Here is a 21,519-nt window from a genome sequence, read left to right on the forward strand (position 1 = left end):
GGTGTCTATCCAAAGAGAATGACGTCGAAAATGACGGTGAAGATGATGACAAAGGAAAAAAAGGCCGTGGGCGGCGAGGCGAAGAACCGGGACAGGCGGTAGCGGTTCATCAACCGGGTCAGCAGGAAGGTGGACACCAGCCCGAGGGATCCGGCCAAAAGCAGGGGCGGGAAAAAGACTCCCCCCATATTGACTTCACTGGGAATCAGCATTCTATCTACTCCTCTTCCATATTAAAATCTTGATTCGCGCCAATGGTTCCAGTCGATCCCGTCGGCGGTTTCGGCATAGGTTATGAGCGCCCGGTAGAGCGCCCGGTAGCACCCGAGCAGCCGGGACGTCCCGGCATAGGCCTCCTCCCCGTCCTCGACAGGGAACGTGGACAGGACGTTTTCCAGTCCGGCCTCCAGGGAGGCCAGGCGCGTGCGCAGGGCCGGGACGTCCGCAACCTCGAACCTTCCCATGGTCCAGGGCTCGAGAGCCCCCCCAATGGCCGCCTCCCACGCCAGGGCCTGCGCCCGGCACGCGTCCCCCATGGGGAGCGTCTGGCGTCCGGCGTCGGCCAGCATCCGGAAGCGGTAGGTGATGGAGTTCAGGCAGCCTACCAGGGCCGAGGTCCTTTCCGGCGGATTGCAGGGCATCAGTTTGTAGTCGATGCTTCGGCCCCATCCACCGATCTTGCCCGCCGAGGTCTGCATCCGGGCCAGGGACGCCCGCAGCGCCGGTTGCCGTTCCCGCGGCGGGGGTTGGCGGACGAAGCGCTCCAGGAACTGGCCTGCCTGATGAAAATAGCGCCTGGTCACGCGCATGAACATCTTTTCGGGGCGCTGGGAATACGGGAAGTTGAAGGCGAAGGCCGTGAACACGATGGACAGGAGCATGCCCGTGGCGTTGTTGGCAAAGACCGCGAAGTCGTAGCTCGGCTTGTTCTGGATGCCGGTCAACAGAAGGAACGGCATGATGCTGGCCATCTTCAGCATGGTCATCCGGGGATGCCAGAAGACGTAGTAGAGCGACGATGTGAACACGAACAACAGGGTCCCCAGTCCGAAGTAACCGGAAAGATGCGGCATGACGAAGACGTATAAAAGTCCGCCCAGCAAGGCGCCCCAGGCCTCCGCGGCGAACAGTTTGACCCAGTCCACCTGCTGACCCATGAGGGCGAGTACGGCGAAGACGCTGACAAAGACGACGAACATCATGTGCCCCGGAACATCCACGTAAATCCAGAAAAACGCGCCCATCCAGAAGGCGAGCAAGGCGTGGAAGACCGCCATGAGGCTGTCCTCGTCCGGCAGCCGGGCCGCCGCGTGGCCGCCCGCGTTCGCCGGTTCCGGGGTAGGGCCGGAGTCCGCCGATATCCTGCGGACGCCGGTGGCCAGGGAGTGGCTGACCCGCTCCAGGCGTTCCATGAGAAGCTGGACGTTGTGCACGACGGCGCGGGCGTGGTGCGGCAGTTCTGCCAGCCGTTCCGTGTCCGCGTTCAGTCCGGTCTCCGGAGGGATCGCATCCCCGTTTCCTTCCCGGGAAAGGCCGGCCAGGTCCAGCCGACGCAGCAAGTCGGCCCGGTAGTCGTCCAGGTTGGAGAACAGGGCGGCGGCGTCCACCCCCCGCAACTCGCTCAGGCTTTCCCGCCACAGTTCAAGGACTTCCATGAGTTCCTGGCATAGCCCCAGGGTTTGCCTCCACCGGTGCCGCGTTTCATAGACCTCGAACTGCTCTATCTCGGCCGCTTGCAGACGCTGGGCCAGCCGGGCCACGAGTTGCGTTTCCGTGGCGTACAGGGATGCTTCCGTCTCCTCGCCGCCATGGCCGGACATCAGATCGAAATATCGGTTGAAAAGGGTTTTCTGGGTGTTCAGGAGATCGACCAGGAGGCGGTTGAGTTCGTCCGAACTCTTTTGCGGCCAGATGAGCGTGGAGATGACCGCATAGACGATGATGCCCAGGGCCGTCTCCTGAATCCGCGCGGTGAATACGTTGAAGAGGCCCTGGGGGCCGGAGCCTATGTAAGCCGCGATCAGAGTCCCGACGTAGCCGGCGATGAACCAGACGTAGAGGTACCGCGACACGGTCATGCGGTACGCCGAGAAAGCGACCCAGAGCGACAGGCAGAGCAGGAATAGCCATCGGTCCTGGGGGAACAGCACGGCGATCATCAGGGCGACCAGGCCGCCCATGACCGTGCCCAGCAAGCGGTGAAAGCTCCTGTTTATGGATTCGCCGATCGTGGGCATACTGACCACCGCCACGGCGATGCAGGCCCAGGAGGGGTTGTCCCAGCCCAGACTGAGCGACACGCCGCAGGTGACCGCCATGGCCAACCCGGCCTTGAGCGCCTCCCGGAGGCGAAGCGACAGATGGAATGATAGCGGCTGTGTCATGGAAAAACGATGCTCGATAATATTGGATACGCCGGGCGCCGCCTCGACCGCTCCTCCCCGGATCACCCGGCAATGCGCGGGACGGGGACATGGCGAATCGGGCGTGTCCGAATTGTTTGTATTCCGTTTAACTGGCGGGGTTGTCGCGGCCTGTGATCGATTCTTTCTACATCTGTAGAATAAAAGAGACCGCTTGTCTACGGTTGTATAATTATGTTACATGATTTATGTTGTCCAACAATCTCATTAAGTTGGGATGCAAACCGCGCTGTTTGATGGAAATTTTCCGAAAACTCCACACGGCCTTGGACCGGCCGTGGACCCGGGAGGCGAGGAATGAAGAAGACGCAACAGGCCAAAGAAACCTCACCGGACGCGCCCAGGCGGCGGCGCAATCCCGTGGCCACCCGCAAGGCCATTCTGGACTCGGCTCGCCTGGCCTTCACCAGATACGGGTACGACCGCGCCAGCGTGCGCGAGATCTCCAAAAACGCCGGGGTCACCGCCATGCTCGTCAAGCATTACTTCGGGTCCAAGGAGAAGCTCTTCGAGGAAGTGGTCGGGGAGACCTTGAGCCTGCACGGCATCCTGCGTTCCGAAACCGCGAAGCCACGCCGGGAGGCCGGGGTCATGGGCCGGGAAATGGCCGAGGCGCTCGTCGCCAGTTCGCCCTCAGAATTGAGCCCGGACGGCACGGTGATCCTGCTGCGCTCCGTGGGCAACGACCAGGCCGCCGGGATCCTGCGGGACAACGCCAAGGGTTATCTCGAATCCGCTGCCGAGGCGTTGGGGGGAGACAACCCCGACATCCGGGCCGCATTGTGCGTCGCCCTGATTTCTGGATACAAGCTCATGCGCCAGGTCGTCGCCCTGCCCGCCCTGGTCAACGCGGACCAGGAGGAGATTACCCGCCTGCTGGCCCCGCTCTTCGCCAAACTGGCCGGAACCGAACCGGAATAATCCGGGACCGGTGCCAGCCGTTTTCTTGCCCATTATCTCGATATCAGCACGATGCCGCCGAGCACGCAGGCGCAGCCGGTGAGCTGTTGCCAGCCGATGGGTTCGCCCAATACCAGGGCGGACAGGACCAGGGCGGCCACGGGCATGATGGCGGTGAACACGCCCGCGGTGGACGGCGGGACCTTGGTGATGCCCGCGAACCAGAAGAGGTAGGCGAGCACGGTGACGAACGCGCCGTAGTAGAAGACCACCAGCCAGCCGGTCGGGGAGATGGCGGCGAGGTCGGTATGGGCGGCCTCGTATACGCCCATGGGCAGGAACCAGAGCAGGCCGAACAGGGAGATGATGGTCGACACGGCCATGGGGGAGAGCGGTTCGGGCACGGTCTTGCGGATGAGCAGGAACAGGGATTCGAAGAGCACGGCGGCCAGGACGAGCAGATTGCCGAGGACGGGGTTCGCGCCGCCGGGCGCGCCGTGCGGGGCGGCCTGGACCAGGTTGATGACCAGCACGCCCGCCATGGACAGGAGGATGCCGGTCAGGACCTTGCGCGACGGACGGTCCTTGAGGAAGAGCCAGGCGATGATTCCCATGCAGGCCGGGGTGGTCGAGGTGATCACGCCCGCCGAGGCCGGGCCGGTCAGGGTCAGGCCATAGAGCAGGAAGACCGTGAACAGGAACGAGCCGCACAGGGATTGGACGGCCAGCTTGGCCCAGGTCAGGCGGGACAGGCGCGGCAGGCCGCCCTCGCGCAGCCGGATGATGGGCAGGAGGATGATGAGGGCCAGGGCGAAGCGCAGGGCGGAGGCCATGAACACGGGCAGCTCGTCGACCATGATCTTGCCGGCCACCACGGAACTGCCGACCAGGATCATGGCCAGGGACAGATTGAGATAGGCGAAGTGTTTTTCAGGCATGGCCGGAGCATGCCCGAACCGGGGTCAGGAGTTTTGAAGCATCTTGCGGTATTTTGCGGGCGTGACCCCTATCTGACGCTTGAACAGCCGGGTCAGGTGCGCCTGGTCCGCGAACCCGCAGTCCATGGCGATGTCGGCCACGCGTCCGTCCCCGGCCAGTTTATGCCGGGCGCGGGCGATCCGGGTCTGGGTCTGGTAGGCGTGGGGCGTGATGCCGAGCCGGCTCTCGAACACGCGCACCAGGTGGAAGGGGGACAGCCCGGCCTCGCGGGCCAGCTCGGACAGGGGCAGGTCCTCGGCAAAGCGGTCCTCGATGATTTCGCGGGCGCGGTGCACGGCGCGGTGCTCGCTGCCGGTGCGGGGCTCGCTCCCCGGCTCGTCCGCGTGCCGTCTGATCCAGGCCTCGAGGAGGCGCAACAGGCGCGTCTCCTTTTCCATGAGCGAGGTCTCGGGCCTCTCCAGCCGCCGGTGGGTGCGGTCGATCATCGCGGCCAGGGCCGGGTCGTCGAGCACGCCCGCGTGGAAATGGGGCAGGTTCGGGCGGGGCATGAGCTCGCGGGCGGCGGTCATGAGCGCCTCGGGCGCGAGGTAGAACATGCGGTAGGCCCAGCCGGACTCCTCCGCGCCGTGGCCGTCGTGCGGTTCGCCCGGGACCACCAGGTTGACCTGCCCTCGCGCGGCCACCACGGACTCGCCGCGATAGGAAAAGCGCATGGCCCCGTCCTCGATGCAGCCCACGGCGAACCCCTCGTGGAAGTGCCTGGAAAAGCGTTGGGTCACGAAGCGGGCGCGCAGCAGTTCCACCCCGCCCCAGAAGGGCAGGGTCGAGACGTACGCGGTTTCCTTGGAGGGGGAACGTGCCATGGCCCGATCATCGCCCAGCCCGGGGAGAAAGGCAAATGGCGTGAACGGGATGCGCCGGTTTCGCCCAAGGTGTTGACCCGGAAGGACATTCCCGGCTAGGAGGGAGGAAACCGGGAGAGCCGATGAAGTTCACGAACAAGGACCTGGACGGCGCGGTCCGGGCGGGCGTCATCGCGCGGGAGACGCGCGACGCCCTGGTGGCCTTTTTCGAGGACGGGCGCGGGGGCGCGCCCGCCTTCACCATGGCCAACGTGCTCTACTACCTCGGCGGGCTCATCGTCATCGGGGCCATGACCATCTTCGTCACCGACGCCTGGGAGCGCCTTGGCGGCCTGGGGCATCTGCTCATCGGCGCGGGATACGGACTGGCCTTCCTGGGCATGGGCAATTGGCTGTGGAGGAAAAGGGAGCAGCGCGTGCCCGGCGGCATCCTGGTCACGGCGGCGGTCTGCATGACCCCGCTGACCGTGTACGGCATACAGGAGTTGTCCGGCTGGTGGGTCTGGGACGCGCCCGGCATGTATGAGGATTTCTACCGCTGGATCAAGGGCGGCTGGTTCTTCATGGAGATCGGCACCGTGGCTGTGGGGGGGCTTGCCCTGCGCCGGTTCCGGTTTCCGTTCGTCACCCTGCCCGTCGCGTTCTCCCTGTGGTTCCTGTCCATGGACCTGACGGCCGTGCTCTACGGCCCGGACTTCACCTGGGACCAGCGCAAGGTCGTGTCCCTGTGTTTCGGGCTGGCCATGCTCGCGGCCGGATATCTGGTCGATCGCCGTACCCGGCAGGACTTCGCCTTCTGGCTGTATCTGTTCGGCATGATCGCCTTCTGGTGCGGGCTGACGAGCCTGGACAGCGATTCGGAGCTGGGCAAGTTCGTCTACTGTTGCGTCAACCTGCTGCTTATGGCCGTTTCCGTGATCCTGCAGCGGCGGGTGTTCATCGTCTTCGGGGCCTTGGGCGTGTCCATCTACCTCGGCCACCTCGCTGCGGACGTGTTCGACGACACCCTGTCCTTTTCCTTTGCCCTGAGCGGGCTGGGGTTGCTGGTCATCCTGGCCGGGCTCCAGTACCACAAGCATCGGGAGGCCATCGAGGAGAAGGCGCTTTGCCTGCTCCCGGCCGCCATCCGACGAACGCTCCCCCGATACCGTTAAAGACCGTCTCCGGCCCGCGTTTTCCGGCCGCCGGAGGTCCCGCTTCTATACTTGGATTGCCTCGGGTTTCGTGCTAGAGGCTTCGCCACGAGCTTTGTTTAAGGAGAATACTCGGATGAGAGCGAAAATACATTTGGAAGGGGCGCTGAAACAGGCGCTCGACAACTTCGGCTGGCCGTGGCCGGAAAAGGCGGTCATCGAGCCGCCCAAGGACAGTTCCTTCGGCGACATGTCGGCCAACGTGGCCATGATGCTGGCCAAGGAAGCGAAGAAGGCCCCGCGCGCGGTGGCCGAGGACATCAAGGGCGCGCTTGCGGGCGACCCGCTCATCGAAAAGATCGAGATCGCCGGGCCCGGTTTCCTGAATTTCACCTTTGCCCCCGCCTTCTGGCGCGAGACCGTGGGCGTCATCCTGGACCAGGGCGAGGCCTACGGTTGCTCGACCATGGGCAACGGCACCCGGGTGCAGGTGGAGTACGTGTCCGCCAACCCCACCGGGCCGCTGCACATCGGCCACGGCCGGGGCGCGGCGCTCGGCGACTCCCTGACCCGCATCCTGGAAAAGGCCGGGTATGACGTCCAGGCCGAATACTATATCAATGACGCGGGCCGCCAGATGCTCATCCTGGGCGGCTCCATCCTGTACCGCGCCCGCCAGGTCGCCGGACAGGACCCGGCCGAGCCCGAGGACTACTACAAGGGCGAGTACATCACCGACATCGCCCGCGACCTGATGGCCGAGCGGCCCGATCTGCTCGACCTGCCCGAACCCGAGGCCGTGGAGGCCTGCAAGGTCTACGGCAAGGACATCATCCTGCAGGGCATCAAGGACGACCTGGCCGCCTTCCACGTGCGCCACGACGTCTGGTTCTCGGAGCAGTCCCTGGTGGACGACGGCAAGGTGGACGAGACCTTCGCCGACCTGACCGCGTCCGGCATGGGCTACGCGGCGGACGGCGCGTTCTGGTTCAAGTCCACGGAACTGGGCGACGACAAGGACCGCGTGCTGCGCAAGTCCAACGGCGACACCACCTATTTCGCGTCCGACATCGCCTACCACGACAACAAGTTCAAGCGCGGCTTCGACCTGGTCATCGACATATGGGGCGCGGACCATCACGGCTACGTGCCGCGCATGATGGCGGCCTGCGAGGCGCTCGGCAAGCCGGGCGGCCTGTCCGTCATCCTGGTCAACCTGGTCAACCTGCTGCGCGACGGCCAGCCCATCGCCATGTCCACCCGCGCGGGCCAGTTCGAGACCCTCAAGGACGTGGTCGACGAGGTCGGCTCGGACGCGGCCCGGTTCATGTTCCTGTCGCGCAAGTCCGACTCCAAGCTCGATTTCGACCTGGAGCTGGTCAAGCAGAAGTCCATGGACAACCCGGTCTACTACGTGCAGTACGCCCACGCGCGCATCCGCTCCCTGGACCGCAAGGCCGAGGAGGCGGGCGTCAAGGCAGCCGCCGTGGGCCCGGAATCCCTGGCCCAGCTCGACACCGAGTGGGACCTGGAGCTGCTCAAGCTCCTGGACCAGTACCCTGACTATGTGGAGGCCGCGGCCAAGGCCCAGAGCCCGCACCTGATCTCCATGTATTTGCAGGAGCTTGCCTCAACGCTTCATAGGTACTATACCAATTGCCATGTGCTCAGCGCCGAGCCCGGGGTCGCCTCGGCCCGGCTCATGCTGCTCGACTGCGTGGCCGGTGTCGTGGCTGGCGGTCTCGGCCTGCTGGGCGTGAACGCCCCGGAGTCCATGTAACCACCGGCGAACCCCAAATCGGACGAGGAAAATGGCGGAAAATCTGGAACCGAAATACAAGGTCAAGGTGCCCAAGCTCAACGCGGCCAAGAAGAAGTACGACTTCTCCCTGTCCCTGTCCGGGCTGATCAGCATCACCGGGGTGGGCGTTCTGGCGCTGACCTTCTTCTTCGTCATGGGCATCCTCATCGGGCGCGGCTACCGGCCCGAGGCCGACGTGCCACCGCTTCAGGATATCATGCCCAGCAGCGAGCACGGCCAGCTGGCCGCGGAGTCCAAGCCGCCCGAGGTCCTGACCCTGGAGGAACTGGACTACCAGGACCGCCTCAAGGCCTCGCCCCAGCAGTTGCTCGACACTCGGGAGGAGACCCAGCCCGCGCACGAACCGAAACCCGAGCCCAAGCCCGAGCCCAGGCCGGAACCCTCGCCCGCCGCGTCCGCGCAGCCCGAGACGGTCAAGACGACCCCGGCCCAGCCCGGCGAGGCGGTCTTCGACTACGTCTACCAGGTGGCTTCCTTCCGCAAGGCGGACATGGCCGGTGCGCTGCGCGACAAATTGGCCGGAGCGGGCCTGAACGCCCGGGTCGAGTCGGGACAGGCCAACGGCTCCACCTGGCACCGTGTCCAGGTCCTGCACCACGGCACACCGGCGTCCACATCGGACATGAAGGGTGTACTGGCCAGGTTCGGCATAGGCAAGCCGCTGCTCAAGAAGAAGACCGCCGCGAACTGACGGGCGGGACGAAATATCCAAAAGGGCTGTGCGGAGAACCGGACAGCCCTTTTTCTATCGCACACGATCCGGGAAGGAAATGCTTCCCACGCGAAAACCAGCCCCGCAAAAGGAGCTTCATATGCTTGATCCCACCACCCGCCACCCCATGGTCCTGCCGGACGGCACGGTGGTCAAAACCGTGGTCAATCTGAACCAGGTCATCGACCATCCGCGCATGGAGATCGGCGATTTCAGCTATTATTCCAACTTCAACCCGGTGGAGGACTACGCGGCGGCCATCGCCCCGTACCTGTTCCCGCTCAGCCCGGAGCGGCTTATCATCGGCAAGTTCGTCCAGATCGCCCACGGCGCGGTCTTCGTCACCAGTTCGGCCAACCACGCGACGCACGGGTTTTCGACCTACCCCTTCTGGAATTTCACCATGACCCCGGAAACCGGGTTCGACGAGGTCAAGGCGTTGTTTAACCAGCCCGGCCGCAAGGGCGACACGGTCATCGGCAACGATGTCTGGCTCGGCATGGAAGCCGTGGTCATGCCCGGCGTGACCATCGGCGACGGCGCGATCATCGGCGCACGCGCCGTGGTCTCCCGCGACGTGCCCCCCTACTCCGTGGTCGCTGGCAATCCGGCCCGCGAGGTGCGCAAGCGGTTCGACCAGGAAACCGTTGACAGACTCCTCGCCCTCCGCTGGTGGGACTGGCCGCTCGAGAAGATCATAGCCAAGCGCGACGCTATCAGCGGCGCGGACCTGGATGCCCTTGAGCGCTGACTTGGGCATGAAAAAAGGCCGCCGGGATCATCCGGCGGCCTTTGTCATTCCGTGTATGGATACGGCGTCCTACGCGGACTGGGCGGCCTGTTCCTTGTGGAACACGCGCTTGGCCAGGTAGATGAACGGGGTGTCCAGGGCGGCCACCACGAATTTGATGAGGTAGGTGGACAGCAGGATCTCCATGAACACGTTCATCGGGAACACGCCCCAGAACGCGATGACGCAGAAGATCACCGAGTCGAGCAGCTGGCTGACCATGGTCGAGGCGTTGTTGCGCAACCACAGAAGCCTCTCGCCCGTGCGCGCGCGGATGGCGTGGAAGGCCCAGACGTCGTGCAGCTGGGAGACCAGATAGGCGGCCATGGAGGCCAGGGCCACGCGCGGCATGAATCCGAACAGGACCTCCAGGTGCGGCTGGGCGAAGTCGTCGGCCGCAGGCTGGAACAGCAGGGCGATCTGCATGTACGCGACCATCATGAGCAGGGTCACGAACCCCAGCAGCACGCCCTTGCGCGCCTCTTTCTTGCCGTAGAATTCACTCAAGAGGTCCGTGGCCAGGAACACGCTGGCGTAGAGCACGTTGCCCAGCGTCGTGGTCAGCCCGAACAGCTGCACGGTCTTGAGCACCTGGATGTTGCACAGCAGCAGGTTGAAGACCATCAGCCCGAACAATCCGACCTTGCCGAACAGCCGGTAGACCACCAGGACCATGCACAGGTCCACCAGAGCGAAAAGAATCCATAGTGTCTCGTTCATGTGGGGTGACTTGCCTCCATTTTTACGGAAGGTCAAGTTTTTGGTGGGGAGCGGCCCTCTCTCCCAAGCCTATTCCGGGCACGGGGGAGAGCCGCTGTCGTAGCTACGCTACCCGAATCACTCCGGGAAAGAGAAAAGCGCGGCCTGCTGTGCAAGCCGCGCTCGTTCTCGATTCTTTGTGTAAGTGGTGGCCGCCTTAGCCTTTGGTAACCAACCCATAGTTTTTTTTGCCCTTGCGGATGACCAGAAGCTCTCCGGCGATGAAGTGGGTGTCGAGGATATCGTCGCCCTCCACGCGTTCGCCGTTGATGTATACGCCGCCGCCCTGGATGTCCTTGCGGGCCTGGCCCTTGGACTTGACCAGGCCGAGGTCCACCAGCATCTGGGGCAGGTCGGGCACGTCGCCCGGGGCGTAGCGCACGGCCGGGGCGGATTCCAGGGCCGAGCGCAGGGTGCCCGGGTCGATGGCCTTGAGATCGCCCTTGCCGAACAGGGCCTCGGTGGCGGCCAGGACACGCTCCAGTTCGTGCTTGCCGTGGATCATGGTGGTGACCTCTTCGGCCAGCCGCTTCTGGGCCGTGCGCAGGTGCGGGGCCTCCCCGGTCTGCTTCTCCAGCTCGGCGATCTCCTCGGGGGTGAGGAAGGTGAACAGCTTGAGGAACTTGATCACGTCCGCGTCGTCGGTGTTGATGAAGAACTGGTAGAAAGCGTAGGGCGAGGTCAGGTCCGCGTTGAGGTACACGGCGTTGCCCTCGGACTTGCCGAACTTCTTGCCGGAAGCCGTTGTGATCAGCGGGAAGGTCAGGGCGAACGCCTCGGCAGACTCGCCGTCCACCGCATAGCGGCGGCGGATGAACTCGCAGCCCGCGGTGATGTTGCCCCACTGGTCGCCGCCGCCGATCTGCAGCCGGCAGTCGTGGTTCTTGTACAGATGGTAGAAGTCGTAGGACTGCAGGATCATGTAGGAGAACTCGGTGTAGGAGATGCCGGTCTCTTCGCGGCCGATGCGGCCCTTGACCGACTCCTTCTGGAGCATCCAGTTGACCGTGAAGTGCTTGCCCACGTCGCGCAACAGCTCGATGCAGGTCATGTCCTTGGTCCAGTCGTAGTTGTTGACGATGGTCGGGCGCTCGCCGGTGTTGCGTTCCACGAAGCGGCGCACCTGGTGCTTGATGAGTTCGAGGCGCTCGTCGAGCTTCTCGGCGTCGGACAGCTCGCGCTCCTTGTCCTTGCCCGAGGGGTCGCCGATGCGGCCCGTGGCCCCGCCCATGAGATACAGGGGGTTGTGGCCCGCCTTTTTCATGCGCACCAGGCAGAGCAGGGGGACGAGGTTGCCCACGTGCAGGGATTCGGCGGTGGGATCGAAGCCGCAATACATGGTGGCCCCCGGCTCGGACAGATACTCGCGCACCTTGTCTTCGTCAGAAACCTGATTGATCAGCCCCCGCCATTTCAACTCATCAAAGATATTCACTTTATTCCTCGCGTATGTGGGTTTGACAGTGGTTCACGGCTAGCCTTCCCGCTGGAACGTGGCCATGGATACCGCCTTGCCGGTGCTCTCATCTATGTCAAAAATCGCGCCTTGTAAAACCCCGGGACCGGTGGCCGCTTCCAGTTGCCGGGGCAGGCCCGTCAGGTAGCGGTCCAGGATGATCTCGGGCTTCATGCCCAGGCAGGAGTCGGCGGCCCCGCACATGCCCAGATCGGTCAGGTAGGCCGTGCCGCCGGAGAGCACCTTGGCGTCGTTGGTCTGGACATGGGTATGGGTGCCGACCACGGCCGAGACCTTGCCCTCCAGGAAGTAGCCCATGGCGATCTTCTCGCCCGTGGCCTCGGCGTGAAAGTCCACGACCTGCACCGTGACCTCGGCGGGCAACGCGTCGAGCACGGTCTCCACTGCGGCGAACGGGCAGTCTATGGGCGGCATGAAGGTCCGGCCGATGAGGTTGATGACCGCCACCGGCGGGAAGCCCTCCTTGCGGAAGACGCGCACGCCCGAGCCGGGCAGCTGCTCCGGGTAGTTGTGGGGCCGCAGGATGCGGCCGTCCCCGTCGAGCATGGAGTAGAGATCCTTGTACTTCCAGATGTGGTTGCCGCCGGTGATGCCGTCCAGGCCCGCCTTGAGCAGCTCCTTGGCGTGCTTGGCCTTGAGGCCGTACCCGCCGCTCGCGTTCTCGCCGTTGGCGAAGACGAAGTCGAGGGACTCCTCCTCCCGGATGCGGGCGAGGTTGTGGATGACGGCCTTGCGGCCGGGCACGCCTACGATGTCGCCGAGAAAGAGAATGCGCATGACGCTCCTTGGGATGGTGCGAAGGGTTTGCCGACAGGGATCGGCGAAATGTGGTGCGGGGCGGTCAGAGCCGCTGGAAGACCGTGGGGGCAACCTGCCGGATGGGCAGGGTCATGCCGGACAGGCTTTCCGAGTGGCCGATGAAGAGGTAGCCGCCGGGCTGCAGGTTGTTGCAGAACTTGTTGAAGAGCACTTCCTGGGTGGACCGGTCGAAGTAGATGACCACGTTGCGGCAGAAGATGATGTTCTGGCTGTTCTGCAGCCGGAAGTCCTCCATGAAGTTCAACTGCTGGAACGAGACCTTGTTGCGCAGGATGGCGTCCATCTTGACCAGCTGCTTGTCCTTGGACTTGAGCATGTACTTCTTCTTGTACTGCATGGGCACGTCCTCGACCTTGTCCATGGAGTAGACGGCCCGCTTGGCCTCGGCCAGGATCTTCTGGGAGATGTCCGTGGCCAGGATGGTGAAGTCGAACCCCTGGCGCGTCCCGCCCCATTCGTGCAGGACCATGCCCAGGGTATACGGCTCCTCGCCGCTGGAACAGCCCGCCGACCAGATGCGCAGGGGAGTGGACCGGCCCACGCCCCGGCTCCACAGCTCGGGCAGGACGATGTTGTTCATGATGTCCCAGTGCTTGGGCTCCCGGAAGAAATGGGTGGTGTTGGTGGTGACCACGTCGATCAGGTGCATGCGCTCCTGTTCGCGCCCCGCGTCCGAGAAGACGTAGTCGCAGTACTCCTTGTAACCGGGCAGCCCCAGGGCGCGCAGACGCTTCTGGAACCGGGACTGGAGCAGGACCTTCTTGGTGGGCGGCATCTTGATGCCGAGTTCGGACTGGATCAGGTCGCTGAACCGCTTGAATTCCGCGTCGCCCATTTCGGAGCGCACGAGGTTCATGGATTGATCCATGGCCTGCTTGAGCTTTTCGTTGGCTTGGTCTGTGCTGCGGCTCATGTCTGTCAGGGCTCCGTTTGCTGCCGGGTGCAGTGACGCAACCATATAGGATCATCATATTCGTGAGCTATGATTTTTTTCGAATGCGTGTTCGAAAATGGAAGAAGCGCACCCGGAGGAGCCTCCGGGTGCGCGGTCGAATGCGTTATTTGGCGTAGCCCACGGCCCGCTTCTCGCGGATGACCGTGACCCGGATCTGGCCGGGGTAGGTCATGTTGTTCTCGATCTTTTCGGCGATGTCCTTACAGAGCACGTAGGTGTTCTCGTCGCCGACCTTCTCGGAGTCGACCATGACGCGGATCTCGCGCCCGGCCTGGATGGCGTAGGCCTTCTGCACGCCGTCGAAGCCGGTGGCCAGCCCTTCCAGCTCCTCGAGACGCTTGACGTAGTTCTCGAGCAGCTCCTTGCGCGCGCCGGGCCGGGCGCCGGACAGGGAGTCGGCGGCCTGGACCAGGTTGGCCAGGATGGACATGGGCGGGGTGTCCTCGTGGTGGGCGGCGATGGAGTGGATGATCTCCTTGGACTCGCCGTGCTTCTTGGCCAGGTCCGCGCCGATGATGGCGTGGGGGCCTTCGATCTCGTGGTCCACGGCCTTGCCGATGTCGTGCAGCAATCCCGCGCGCTTGGCCTCCTTCTCGTTCAGGCCGAGCTCGGCGGCCATGACGCCGCACAGGAAGGCGACCTCCATGGAGTGCTGGAGCACGTTCTGGGAGAAGCTGGTGCGGTAGTGCAACCGGCCGAGCAGGTTGATCAACTCGGGGTGGATGCCGTGCACGCCCACGTCGAAGGTGGCCTGCTCGCCGATCTCCTTGAGCTTGGTGTCCATCTCGCCCTCGACCTTGCGGACGATCTCCTCGATGCGGGCGGGGTGGATGCGGCCGTCGTGGATGAGACGCTCGAGCGCCTGCTTGGCCACCTCCCGCTTGAGCGGGCTGAAGGCGGACAGGACCACGGTTTCGGGCGTGTCGTCGATGATCAGGTCCACGCCGGTGGCCGCTTCCAGGGCGCGGATGTTGCGTCCCTCGCGGCCGATGATGCGGCCTTTCATGTCCTCGGAGGGCAGAGTCACGGCGGTCACGGTCTGCTCGCCGGCGTAGTCGCCCGCGTAGCGCTGCAGCGCCAGGGAGAGGACCTCCCTGGCCTTCTTGGAGGCGTTTTCCTTGGCCTCCATCTCGATGTTCCGGATCATCTTGGCGGCTTCGTGCCGGGTGCGGGACTCGATCTCCTTGAGCAGGCTCTCACGGGCCTCCTCCACGGTCAGGCCGGAGATCTCCTGGAGCTTGCGCTCGTGCTCGTCGGCCTTCAGGGTCAGGTCCTCCTCCAGTTCGCTCAGGTGCTTCTCCTGTTTGATGAGCTGCTTTTCCAGCTCGACCACCTGGGCTTCCTTGTCCGCGACCTTTTCCCGTTTGGCGTCGAGGCGCTCCTCCTTGGAGTGGAGGCGCTTCTCCTCGTTCTTGAGCTGGCTCTCGCGGTCCTTGAACTCGCGCTCCAGCTCCTTTTTCTGGTTGAAAATCTCATCCTGCGCCTGGAGGCGCGATTCCTTCTTCAGGGCCTCGCTCTCCTTGCGGGCCTCCTCCACGATGCGTTCCGCAAGCCCTTTGGAGTCGGATACCTTTTTGTCGGTGATGTATTTGAAAAGGATGATCCCGACGGCGAGGCCGAGGATCAATGCACCGCCGACCATGGCGATTTGGGGTAACATGTGGTTGCTCCTTTTTATGTTAACAGGCTTTTGAACAGGCGGCCTGTTTCCGCCGTGCCGCGTTGAAGAGCACGCAACAAAGACGCACTCTGCCCTGAAGGGAAGAGAGGAGGGTGGTTTCGGATATGGCTGTAGGGTGTATATCGCCGCCCGAAAGCGCCGGTCTTAGCCGGTCAGGCGGAGTTTTAAATCCCCGGGAAGCCGTGTTGCCTGTATGTTTTGAACCTGGCATGTCCAGGTGGGCATGACTCGCGCGCCTTCAGGCTTCCCGGCCGGACCGGGCCTGCTCACCAGCACACTGGAGTCGTCGCCCTTTTTCAGAGCATTGGCTCAATAACACTCCGGGCAATCACGCACGCCCCAGGGTAATTCCTTGCCGACCTCGGCCCCGTCCAGTTATCGGCCCGGGTCCGTTGAGGTCTTTTCCAAAATCTCTCCGATCTTCCCTTCCAGTCGCTTCAGCTTATCCTCGGCGACCAGATAATCGTCCGCCAGGCTCAGGAGCAGATAGGTGAGCAGCTTTTCCTTGCTGATGTCACCGGCCCCGGAAACAAGCTCCTTGTGCTTGTTCTCGATAAACGCCTGCGCGGCCTCGATACGGACGTTGTCCGCATCCGTCTTGAAGGATATCTCGAGTCCCATCAGGGTCAGCGTGTAGCGCGGCATCGTGATCCACTATCATTCCAACTCGGTTTCGATCTTCTCGAGCAGGGTGTCGATACGCGATTCGATGTCGGTACGCAGACGCCTCTCGGCCTCGGCCTCCTCCCTCAAGCGTTGATTCTCTTCTTTCAGTTCCGCAACTTTATTCAATAATCCGTTGAAACGCTCTTCAAGCTTGGCAACTAATTCCATATCTTTTATCTATGCTTTTTTCGGGTCCAAGGCAAGATTTCTTTCCACAGTTATTTAAAGGGTTTTCCACTGCATCACGAGTTTCTCTTCAGGCTCCGTTTCAGGTTGACCTGCTTGCCTCTGGCGATGCCGGTCTGATTGTCCGGCACGTCCTTGGTGATGGTGGATCCCGCCCCGATCAGGGCGTTGTCGCCAACGCTCACCGGAGCGACCAGGGCGGTGTTGGAGCCGATGAACGCGCCCGCGCCGATCCTGGTCGTGAATTTGTTTTTCCCGTCGTAGTTGCAGGTGATGGTTCCGGCCCCGATGTTGGCCCCGGCCCCGACCTCGGCGTCGCCGAGATAGGTCAGGTGGCTGGCCTTGGCGCCCTCGCCGAGGGTCGCCTTCTTCATCTCCACGAAATTGCCGATGCGCGCGTCCTTTTCGAGCCGTGCGCCGGGCCGCAGCCGGGAGTAGGGCCCCACGGTCACGCCTTCGCCCACCTCGGCCCCCTCGATGTGGTTGAATTCGCGGATCACGCAGCCGGGGGCGAAGGTCGCGTCGGTGATGTGGTTGTATGAGCCGAGCCGGGCTCCGGCGGCGACCCTTGACGCGCCGTAGATCTCGCAGTGGCCGAATATCTCGGCCCCGGGCTCGACCACGGCCCTGGGCCCGATGATCACGGTGCCGGGGTTGTGGATGAGCACGCCCCCGTCGAGGAGTTCGTCCACGATGCGTGCCCGCAGGGTGTTCTCGGCATTGATCAGCTCACGCGGGGAGTTGATGCCCATGAGCGAGACGTCGTTGCCCGCCTGGACGCCGTCCACGGACAAGCCCTTTTCCACGGCCAGTTCCACCAGGTCGGTGATGTAGTATTCGCCGGATTTGTTTCCGTTCTCCAGCTTGTGCAGGAGCGGGCCGATGGTCGCGACCTTGAGCAGGTAGATGCCCGCGTTGACCTCGCCGGTGACCGGTCCGTGCAGGGAGAAATCGTAGTCCTTGGCCTCGACGATGGCCCGGATTCGGCGCTCGGGGTCGCGGACCACGCGGCCGAACGCCCCGGTGTCGCGCGGGGTGATGGTCATGAAGGCCAGGTCGCAGCATCCCTGGGCGGCCACCAACCGGTCCAGGGCCTCGACCGTGACCAGCGGGGTGTCGCCGTTGATGACCAGGCAGTGGGTGGCCCCGGACTTTTCCACAGCCTCCCAGGCGACCTGCAGGGCGTGGCCCGTGCCGAGCTGTTCGGCCTGCGTGACGAAGCGGTCGGCCATGGCCGGGAAGGCCTTGGCCACGTTGTCGGCGTCGTGGCCGACAACGGTCAGGACGTTGTCCCGGACGATGGGCGCAAGGGCCTCGTACACGTAGAAAAGCATGGGCTCGTTCAGCAGTGTCTGCAACACTTTGGCCTTGGGCGAACGCATCCGCGTCCCCTTGCCGGCGGCCAGCACCAGGGCGGTCGTCTTGGTCTCGGGCATTCTGTTCTCCGTATTGGGTTCCTTGTACCGTTATGCCGGGGATAAATTACCCGCTCGCAAGGGAAAGAACAAGGCCCGTTTGCAAAATGAAGCCAAGTTGCCGGATGGTTTCGGCCCCCGGCCGCCCGTTCAGAAAAAACCGCCCGGTTCCCACCTGAAGAAAGCCAACGATCCATTCCCCCGTCACGCCCGCCATCCGCGAAGCGGCCACAAGAAGTTTAGGAAGGAAAGGAGGATGGGGGTCCGGGGAAGGGGGAAAGGAAAGCCCTTTTCAAAGGGTTTCCTTTCCCCCTTCCCCCGGTCTTCTAGTAGGCCAATCGGCCCAGGGATTTCATGATCAGGGTGCAGCCCATGGCGAACATGCCGGTCAGCCCCATGCCGCAGGAGAAGCCCGCCAGCAGGACCGGGGCGTAGTGCCGCCATTTGGTGCCGTATTTCTTCAGGAAATAGAAACGCCCGAGGAGCGCGCCCACGACCTCGAGGAGCATGCCGTGGGGCGTGGACTGGCCGAGCCCCCGGACCACGCCGTAGACCAGGAGCACGGGCAGGCCGAGGACGTTGAGCACGGAGTAGAGGATCAGCCCGAGCCCCAGGCCGGACAGGACAACCGGGCCGGACAACGCCTCGAAGAAGAGCGAGTTGCCGTCCAGGGTGGACGTCTGGAGCAGCAGGGAGTTCAGGGCCTGGAGGTGCCACAGTTCCTGGGCAAAGGGGTACTCGGGCGAGGGGATGGGCGCGAGCTGCCAGAGGAACTGGGAGAAGAGCAGTGAGGAGACCATGACGATGGGGAAGACCAGGATTTCGGCCTTGATGATCCCCCGCAGGCTGGTGCCGGTCAGCTCGATCTGGCGGAACTGGACCGTGGCCTCGCCGTAGTTGTGCACCGGGATGGGCGCGTACCAGATCTCCAGCCCGTGGTAGCCGAAGAACTTGGCCCCGGCGATGAACGAGAACTCGCGGACCATGGGCAGGGCCACGAACTGCCCGGCCACGCCCTCCATGCGCGCGGAGATGTACGAGATGACCGGGGTGTAGACGAAGCCGTAGAGGACGAAGAATATCCACGGGAAGTTCGGCACCAGCCACAGGCAAAACGCGATGTAGCACAGCGTGGAGAAGACGTAGATGGCGATGGACACCCAGAAGTTGATGTCCCCGCGCCCGGCGGGCGGGTTGAACAGGGCCGAGAAGTCCAGACCGCCGCTGGAGCTCCTGAATGATTTGACGACATAGTAGACGCCCACCGCGCCGATGGCCAGGCCAAGCCCGATGCCGAAACTCATGTAGAAGTCGAAATTGTTGGCGAAGACCGTCTCCACCGTGGCCATGCCCGGGTGCCAGCGGTGCAGGATGCCGTGGGCGTAGAGGATCGGGTTGGCCACGATGGTCACGATCAGCCCGAGCAGGCCGCCGATGACCGCCCAGAAGGGCAGGACCATGCCGATGAAGACCAGGCCGAGATCGAATTGTATGCCGGTGGCCACGGCGGGCAGAACGTCCTCGGTGTGCTGCGTCAGCTCGACCCACGGGATGGGTATGAGCCGGATGGGTTCGGTGAAGAGCAGCCCGGACAGGGCGGGCAGGAGCACGTAGAAGAAGCCGAAGGCCAGCCCGATGACCCCGCCGATGGAGAAGACCCGCCACTTCCAGCCGGTCTTCTTGTCCTCGGTGGACTCGGCCAGGGCCATGGTGCCCAGCGCGCCCACCGGGGCCATGGGGAAGGGCAGCTTCTCCACGTCCGAGGTGATCCGGTAGAGGGAGTAGCCCAGGCCGAAGTGGTCGATGCGCTGGACCAGCTGGGAGCCGACCAGGAGCAGGATGGGCACCAGCCAGTCGCGGTGCAGGAAGGTCCGCTCCAGGTAGGAGCCCGAGCCGAGCGCCGGGGCGACCCAGTGGGGGATGAACTCGGTCAGGCCGAGCATGCGCGCCGCGTCGGACTGGACCAGGTACTGGTTCCACAACAACCCCTGGAACGGCGAGGCCAGGGCCGCGCCAGCCATGTAGTAGAGCAGGAAGATTTCCTGTTCCTTCAGGTGGGTGTAGGAGCGCTTGGCGATCTCGGCGAACAGGATGATGGTCACCCAGCGGGCGGCCGGGCCGATGCCCTGGCCGATGACCAGCTGCAGGTACATGGAGCCGGGCATCATCAAAAAGCCGATGAAGATGGCCCCGACGATGGTCTTCCAGTCGAAGCCCTCCTCGAACTTCTCCGGCGGCTGCATCAGGTCGCGATATTCTTTCAGTTCCTTGTCGTCGTACATGCGTCAGGCTCCGTCAGGGGCTATCTGTACCGGTCGAGTATGGCGTTGAGGGTGCCGTCCCGCTTCATGGTCGTGATGCGGTCGTTGAAACGGTCGATATACTGCTCCCAGCCCCGTCCCCTGGGCAGCAGGAAGCGGTACCAGGCGCTGTCGAACGGGGTCTCGTCCATGCGGAAGCGCTCGGGATGCAGCTCCGGATAGTTGCGGAAGAGCCACAGGGTCTCGCTGCGGTTGACCAGGGCCGCGTCCACCCTGCTCCGGTCGAGCATCTCCAGCATGTTGTAGGGCGACCCGCAGTCGATGCGTATGATCTTTCCTTCCCGGAAAGACGGCTCCAGGGCGGGATAGACGAAATCCTCCATGGCGGCCACGCTCAGCCCCTCCAGGGAGGCCGGAGAAACGTAGCGCAGCGTGCTGCCCGCCCGGAAAAGCAGAATGTCCTCATTGAGCATGAGCGGGGCCGTCCAGAGGTAGCGGTCGGGATTCTCGGTCCATTCCCGGGCCGTGGGAAAGATGTCCACCTCGCCGTGTTCGAGCATGTCCCAGCCCCGGCGCTCGGGCAGGACCCGTACCTTGAGGGTCAGGCCTAGGGAAGGCGCGATTTCCCCGAGCATGTCCACTATCACGCCCTTGCCCTTCAATGCCGAATCGTTGATCTGATAGGGGGGCCAATTCTCGTTGGTTATGAACAGGACGAGATCGCGCGCGTGTCCCGCGCCTTCGGAGCAGAAAAACAACAGGCAGGCAAGGACCACGGCGGCTGGGCCGGAAGCGCGGCGCAGGCCGCCGGTACAACGGCGCGTCGCCCGCGTCTCCCCGCCGGACGGCGAGCCGGGCCCGTCCTGTCCGGTCTTTGCGGCAACTTGCCGGTATGGTATCGATTCCTTGTCGTACATACGTCCGTGCCTACTTATATCTGTCGAGTATGGCATTGAGGCTGCCGTCCTTTCTCATGGCGTGAAGGCGGCGGTTGAACTGTCCTACCATGGGCTCCCAGCCCCGGCCGCGGGGAAAGAGAAACCGGATAAGGGCCCGGTCCACAGGCTGGGCGTCGATGCGGAACCTGTGCGGCTCATGCTCCCTGCTCGTGCGGAATATCCACCGTATTTCCGTGTGGTTGACCAGCACGGCGTCGGCCCGGCCGCGGACCAGGAGTTCGAGCATGGCCTCGGGCGAGGTGGCGTCGATCCGCATGATCCGGCCCGGCCCGAAATGGCCTTCCAGGGTCGGGTAGACGAACCCCTTTATGCAGGCCACGGTCTTGCCGTAGAGGGATTCGGGCCCGCTGTATATCTGGGGGCTGCCCGCGCGGTAGATGAGCACGTCGTCATTGGGCATGAACGGGTCGGTCCACAGGAACCGGTCCGGGTTTCCGATCCACTCCCTGGCCGAGGCGTACACGTCCACCCCGCCGTGTTCGAGCATTTCCCAACCCCGCTTGTCGGGCAGCCGCATGCTGGTCACAGTGCAGTTCAGCGGGCCGGTCACGGCCCGGAGCACGTCCATGAGGATGCCGTTGCCCCGGCCCTCGGAGTCGTCGATGTAGTAGGGCGGCACGTCCGCGTAGGCGATGAACATGACCATGCTCCTCTCTTCGGCAGCGGTCGGGACGACGCCCGCCATGCCCGCGCTTTCGATGAGCAGGAGGCAGAGGGAGAGGGGGAGTATCTTCAGTATGGTTCGCATGGCTGGGCTCA

20 protein-coding genes and 1 other RNA gene are annotated in these 21,519 nt (G+C 63.9%); 5 read left to right on the forward strand and 16 right to left on the reverse strand.

Going from position 1 to position 21,519, the window contains the following annotated elements; all coding sequences use genetic code 11:
• Nucleotides 1-5 precede the first annotated feature (5 nt).
• Complete coding sequence (locus BerOc1_RS11140; RefSeq protein ID WP_071545775.1) at nt 6-212, reverse strand: DUF1656 domain-containing protein; 207 nt, start codon at nt 210-212, stop codon at nt 6-8.
• 21 nt (nt 213-233) lie between these two features.
• Nucleotides 234-2,384 carry an FUSC family protein gene (locus BerOc1_RS11145; protein ID WP_084641404.1) on the reverse strand — a complete coding sequence of 717 codons (2,151 nt, stop codon included), beginning with the start codon at nt 2,382-2,384 and terminating at the stop codon, nt 234-236.
• A 336-nt stretch (nt 2,385-2,720) separates the two neighbouring features.
• Here BerOc1_RS11145 and BerOc1_RS11150 point away from each other — a divergent pair, with 336 nt between their 5' ends.
• On the forward strand, nt 2,721-3,344 hold the full coding sequence (locus BerOc1_RS11150; protein WP_084641407.1) for a TetR/AcrR family transcriptional regulator: 624 nt from the start codon (nt 2,721-2,723) through the stop codon (nt 3,342-3,344).
• A 32-nt stretch (nt 3,345-3,376) separates the two neighbouring features.
• On the opposite strand, the gene BerOc1_RS11155 is transcribed toward BerOc1_RS11150, so the two are convergent.
• Entirely contained in the window at nt 3,377-4,261 is an 885-nt protein-coding gene (locus BerOc1_RS11155) for a DMT family transporter (protein WP_071545777.1), read from the reverse strand.
• A gap of 24 nt (nt 4,262-4,285) precedes the next feature.
• Nucleotides 4,286-5,125 carry an AraC family transcriptional regulator gene (locus BerOc1_RS11160; RefSeq protein WP_071545778.1) on the reverse strand — a complete coding sequence of 280 codons (840 nt, stop codon included), beginning with the start codon at nt 5,123-5,125 and terminating at the stop codon, nt 4,286-4,288.
• Nucleotides 5,126-5,247: 122 nt separating this feature from the next.
• Here BerOc1_RS11160 and BerOc1_RS11165 point away from each other — a divergent pair, with 122 nt between their 5' ends.
• The 4 genes from BerOc1_RS11165 (at nt 5,248) to BerOc1_RS11180 (ending at nt 9,543) form a co-directional block, all read left to right on the forward strand.
• Nucleotides 5,248-6,279: a DUF2157 domain-containing protein gene (locus tag BerOc1_RS11165; protein ID WP_071545779.1), complete on the forward strand. Its 1,032-nt coding sequence runs from the start codon at nt 5,248-5,250 to the stop codon at nt 6,277-6,279.
• Nucleotides 6,280-6,394: 115 nt separating this feature from the next.
• A complete protein-coding gene (argS, locus tag BerOc1_RS11170; protein WP_071545780.1) occupies nt 6,395-8,038 on the forward strand; it encodes an arginine--tRNA ligase in 1,644 nt (547 codons plus the stop codon).
• Nucleotides 8,039-8,069: 31 nt separating this feature from the next.
• On the forward strand, nt 8,070-8,771 hold the full coding sequence (locus BerOc1_RS11175; protein WP_071545781.1) for an SPOR domain-containing protein: 702 nt from the start codon (nt 8,070-8,072) through the stop codon (nt 8,769-8,771).
• Nucleotides 8,772-8,892: 121 nt separating this feature from the next.
• Nucleotides 8,893-9,543, forward strand: a complete 651-nt coding sequence (locus tag BerOc1_RS11180; RefSeq protein WP_084641410.1) for a CatB-related O-acetyltransferase — start codon at nt 8,893-8,895, stop codon at nt 9,541-9,543.
• 69 nt (nt 9,544-9,612) lie between these two features.
• Here BerOc1_RS11180 and BerOc1_RS11185 read toward each other — a convergent pair whose 3' ends face one another.
• The 12 genes from BerOc1_RS11185 to BerOc1_RS11235 form a co-directional block, all read right to left on the reverse strand.
• Nucleotides 9,613-10,302, reverse strand: coding sequence for a queuosine precursor transporter (locus BerOc1_RS11185; protein WP_071545782.1), 690 nt, complete (start codon nt 10,300-10,302; stop codon nt 9,613-9,615).
• Nucleotides 10,303-10,498: 196 nt separating this feature from the next.
• A complete protein-coding gene (gene tyrS, locus BerOc1_RS11190; RefSeq protein ID WP_071545783.1) occupies nt 10,499-11,776 on the reverse strand; it encodes a tyrosine--tRNA ligase in 1,278 nt (425 codons plus the stop codon).
• Between the two features lie 39 nt (nt 11,777-11,815).
• Entirely contained in the window at nt 11,816-12,595 is a 780-nt protein-coding gene (locus BerOc1_RS11195) for a TIGR00282 family metallophosphoesterase (RefSeq protein ID WP_071545784.1), read from the reverse strand.
• Between the two features lie 64 nt (nt 12,596-12,659).
• Nucleotides 12,660-13,550, reverse strand: a complete 891-nt coding sequence (locus tag BerOc1_RS11200; protein ID WP_071545785.1) for a CheR family methyltransferase — start codon at nt 13,548-13,550, stop codon at nt 12,660-12,662.
• A gap of 145 nt (nt 13,551-13,695) precedes the next feature.
• Nucleotides 13,696-15,252 (reverse strand): ribonuclease Y, encoded by a 1,557-nt coding sequence (gene rny, locus BerOc1_RS11205; protein WP_071545786.1) that lies wholly within the window; start codon nt 15,250-15,252, stop codon nt 13,696-13,698.
• A 186-nt stretch (nt 15,253-15,438) separates the two neighbouring features.
• Nucleotides 15,439-15,622, reverse strand: a non-coding RNA gene (ssrS, locus tag BerOc1_RS11210) — 6S RNA.
• A 26-nt stretch (nt 15,623-15,648) separates the two neighbouring features.
• Nucleotides 15,649-15,918 (reverse strand): cell division protein ZapA, encoded by a 270-nt coding sequence (gene zapA / locus BerOc1_RS11215; RefSeq protein ID WP_071545787.1) that lies wholly within the window; start codon nt 15,916-15,918, stop codon nt 15,649-15,651.
• 12 nt (nt 15,919-15,930) lie between these two features.
• Entirely contained in the window at nt 15,931-16,107 is a 177-nt protein-coding gene (locus BerOc1_RS19125) for a hypothetical protein (RefSeq protein WP_165610813.1), read from the reverse strand.
• 74 nt (nt 16,108-16,181) lie between these two features.
• On the reverse strand, nt 16,182-17,561 hold the full coding sequence (gene glmU, locus BerOc1_RS11220) for a bifunctional UDP-N-acetylglucosamine diphosphorylase/glucosamine-1-phosphate N-acetyltransferase GlmU (protein ID WP_071545788.1): 1,380 nt from the start codon (nt 17,559-17,561) through the stop codon (nt 16,182-16,184).
• A 305-nt stretch (nt 17,562-17,866) separates the two neighbouring features.
• Nucleotides 17,867-19,822, reverse strand: a complete 1,956-nt coding sequence (locus tag BerOc1_RS11225; protein WP_071545789.1) for an OPT family oligopeptide transporter — start codon at nt 19,820-19,822, stop codon at nt 17,867-17,869.
• A gap of 20 nt (nt 19,823-19,842) precedes the next feature.
• A complete protein-coding gene (locus BerOc1_RS11230) occupies nt 19,843-20,718 on the reverse strand; it encodes a substrate-binding periplasmic protein (protein WP_165610814.1) in 876 nt (291 codons plus the stop codon).
• A gap of 10 nt (nt 20,719-20,728) precedes the next feature.
• Nucleotides 20,729-21,508, reverse strand: a complete 780-nt coding sequence (locus BerOc1_RS11235) for a substrate-binding periplasmic protein (RefSeq protein WP_071545791.1) — start codon at nt 21,506-21,508, stop codon at nt 20,729-20,731.
• Nucleotides 21,509-21,519 lie beyond the last annotated feature (11 nt).

Origin of the sequence: Pseudodesulfovibrio hydrargyri (genome assembly GCF_001874525.1) — a bacterium.
Classification (GTDB): domain Bacteria; phylum Desulfobacterota; class Desulfovibrionia; order Desulfovibrionales; family Desulfovibrionaceae; genus Pseudodesulfovibrio; species Pseudodesulfovibrio hydrargyri.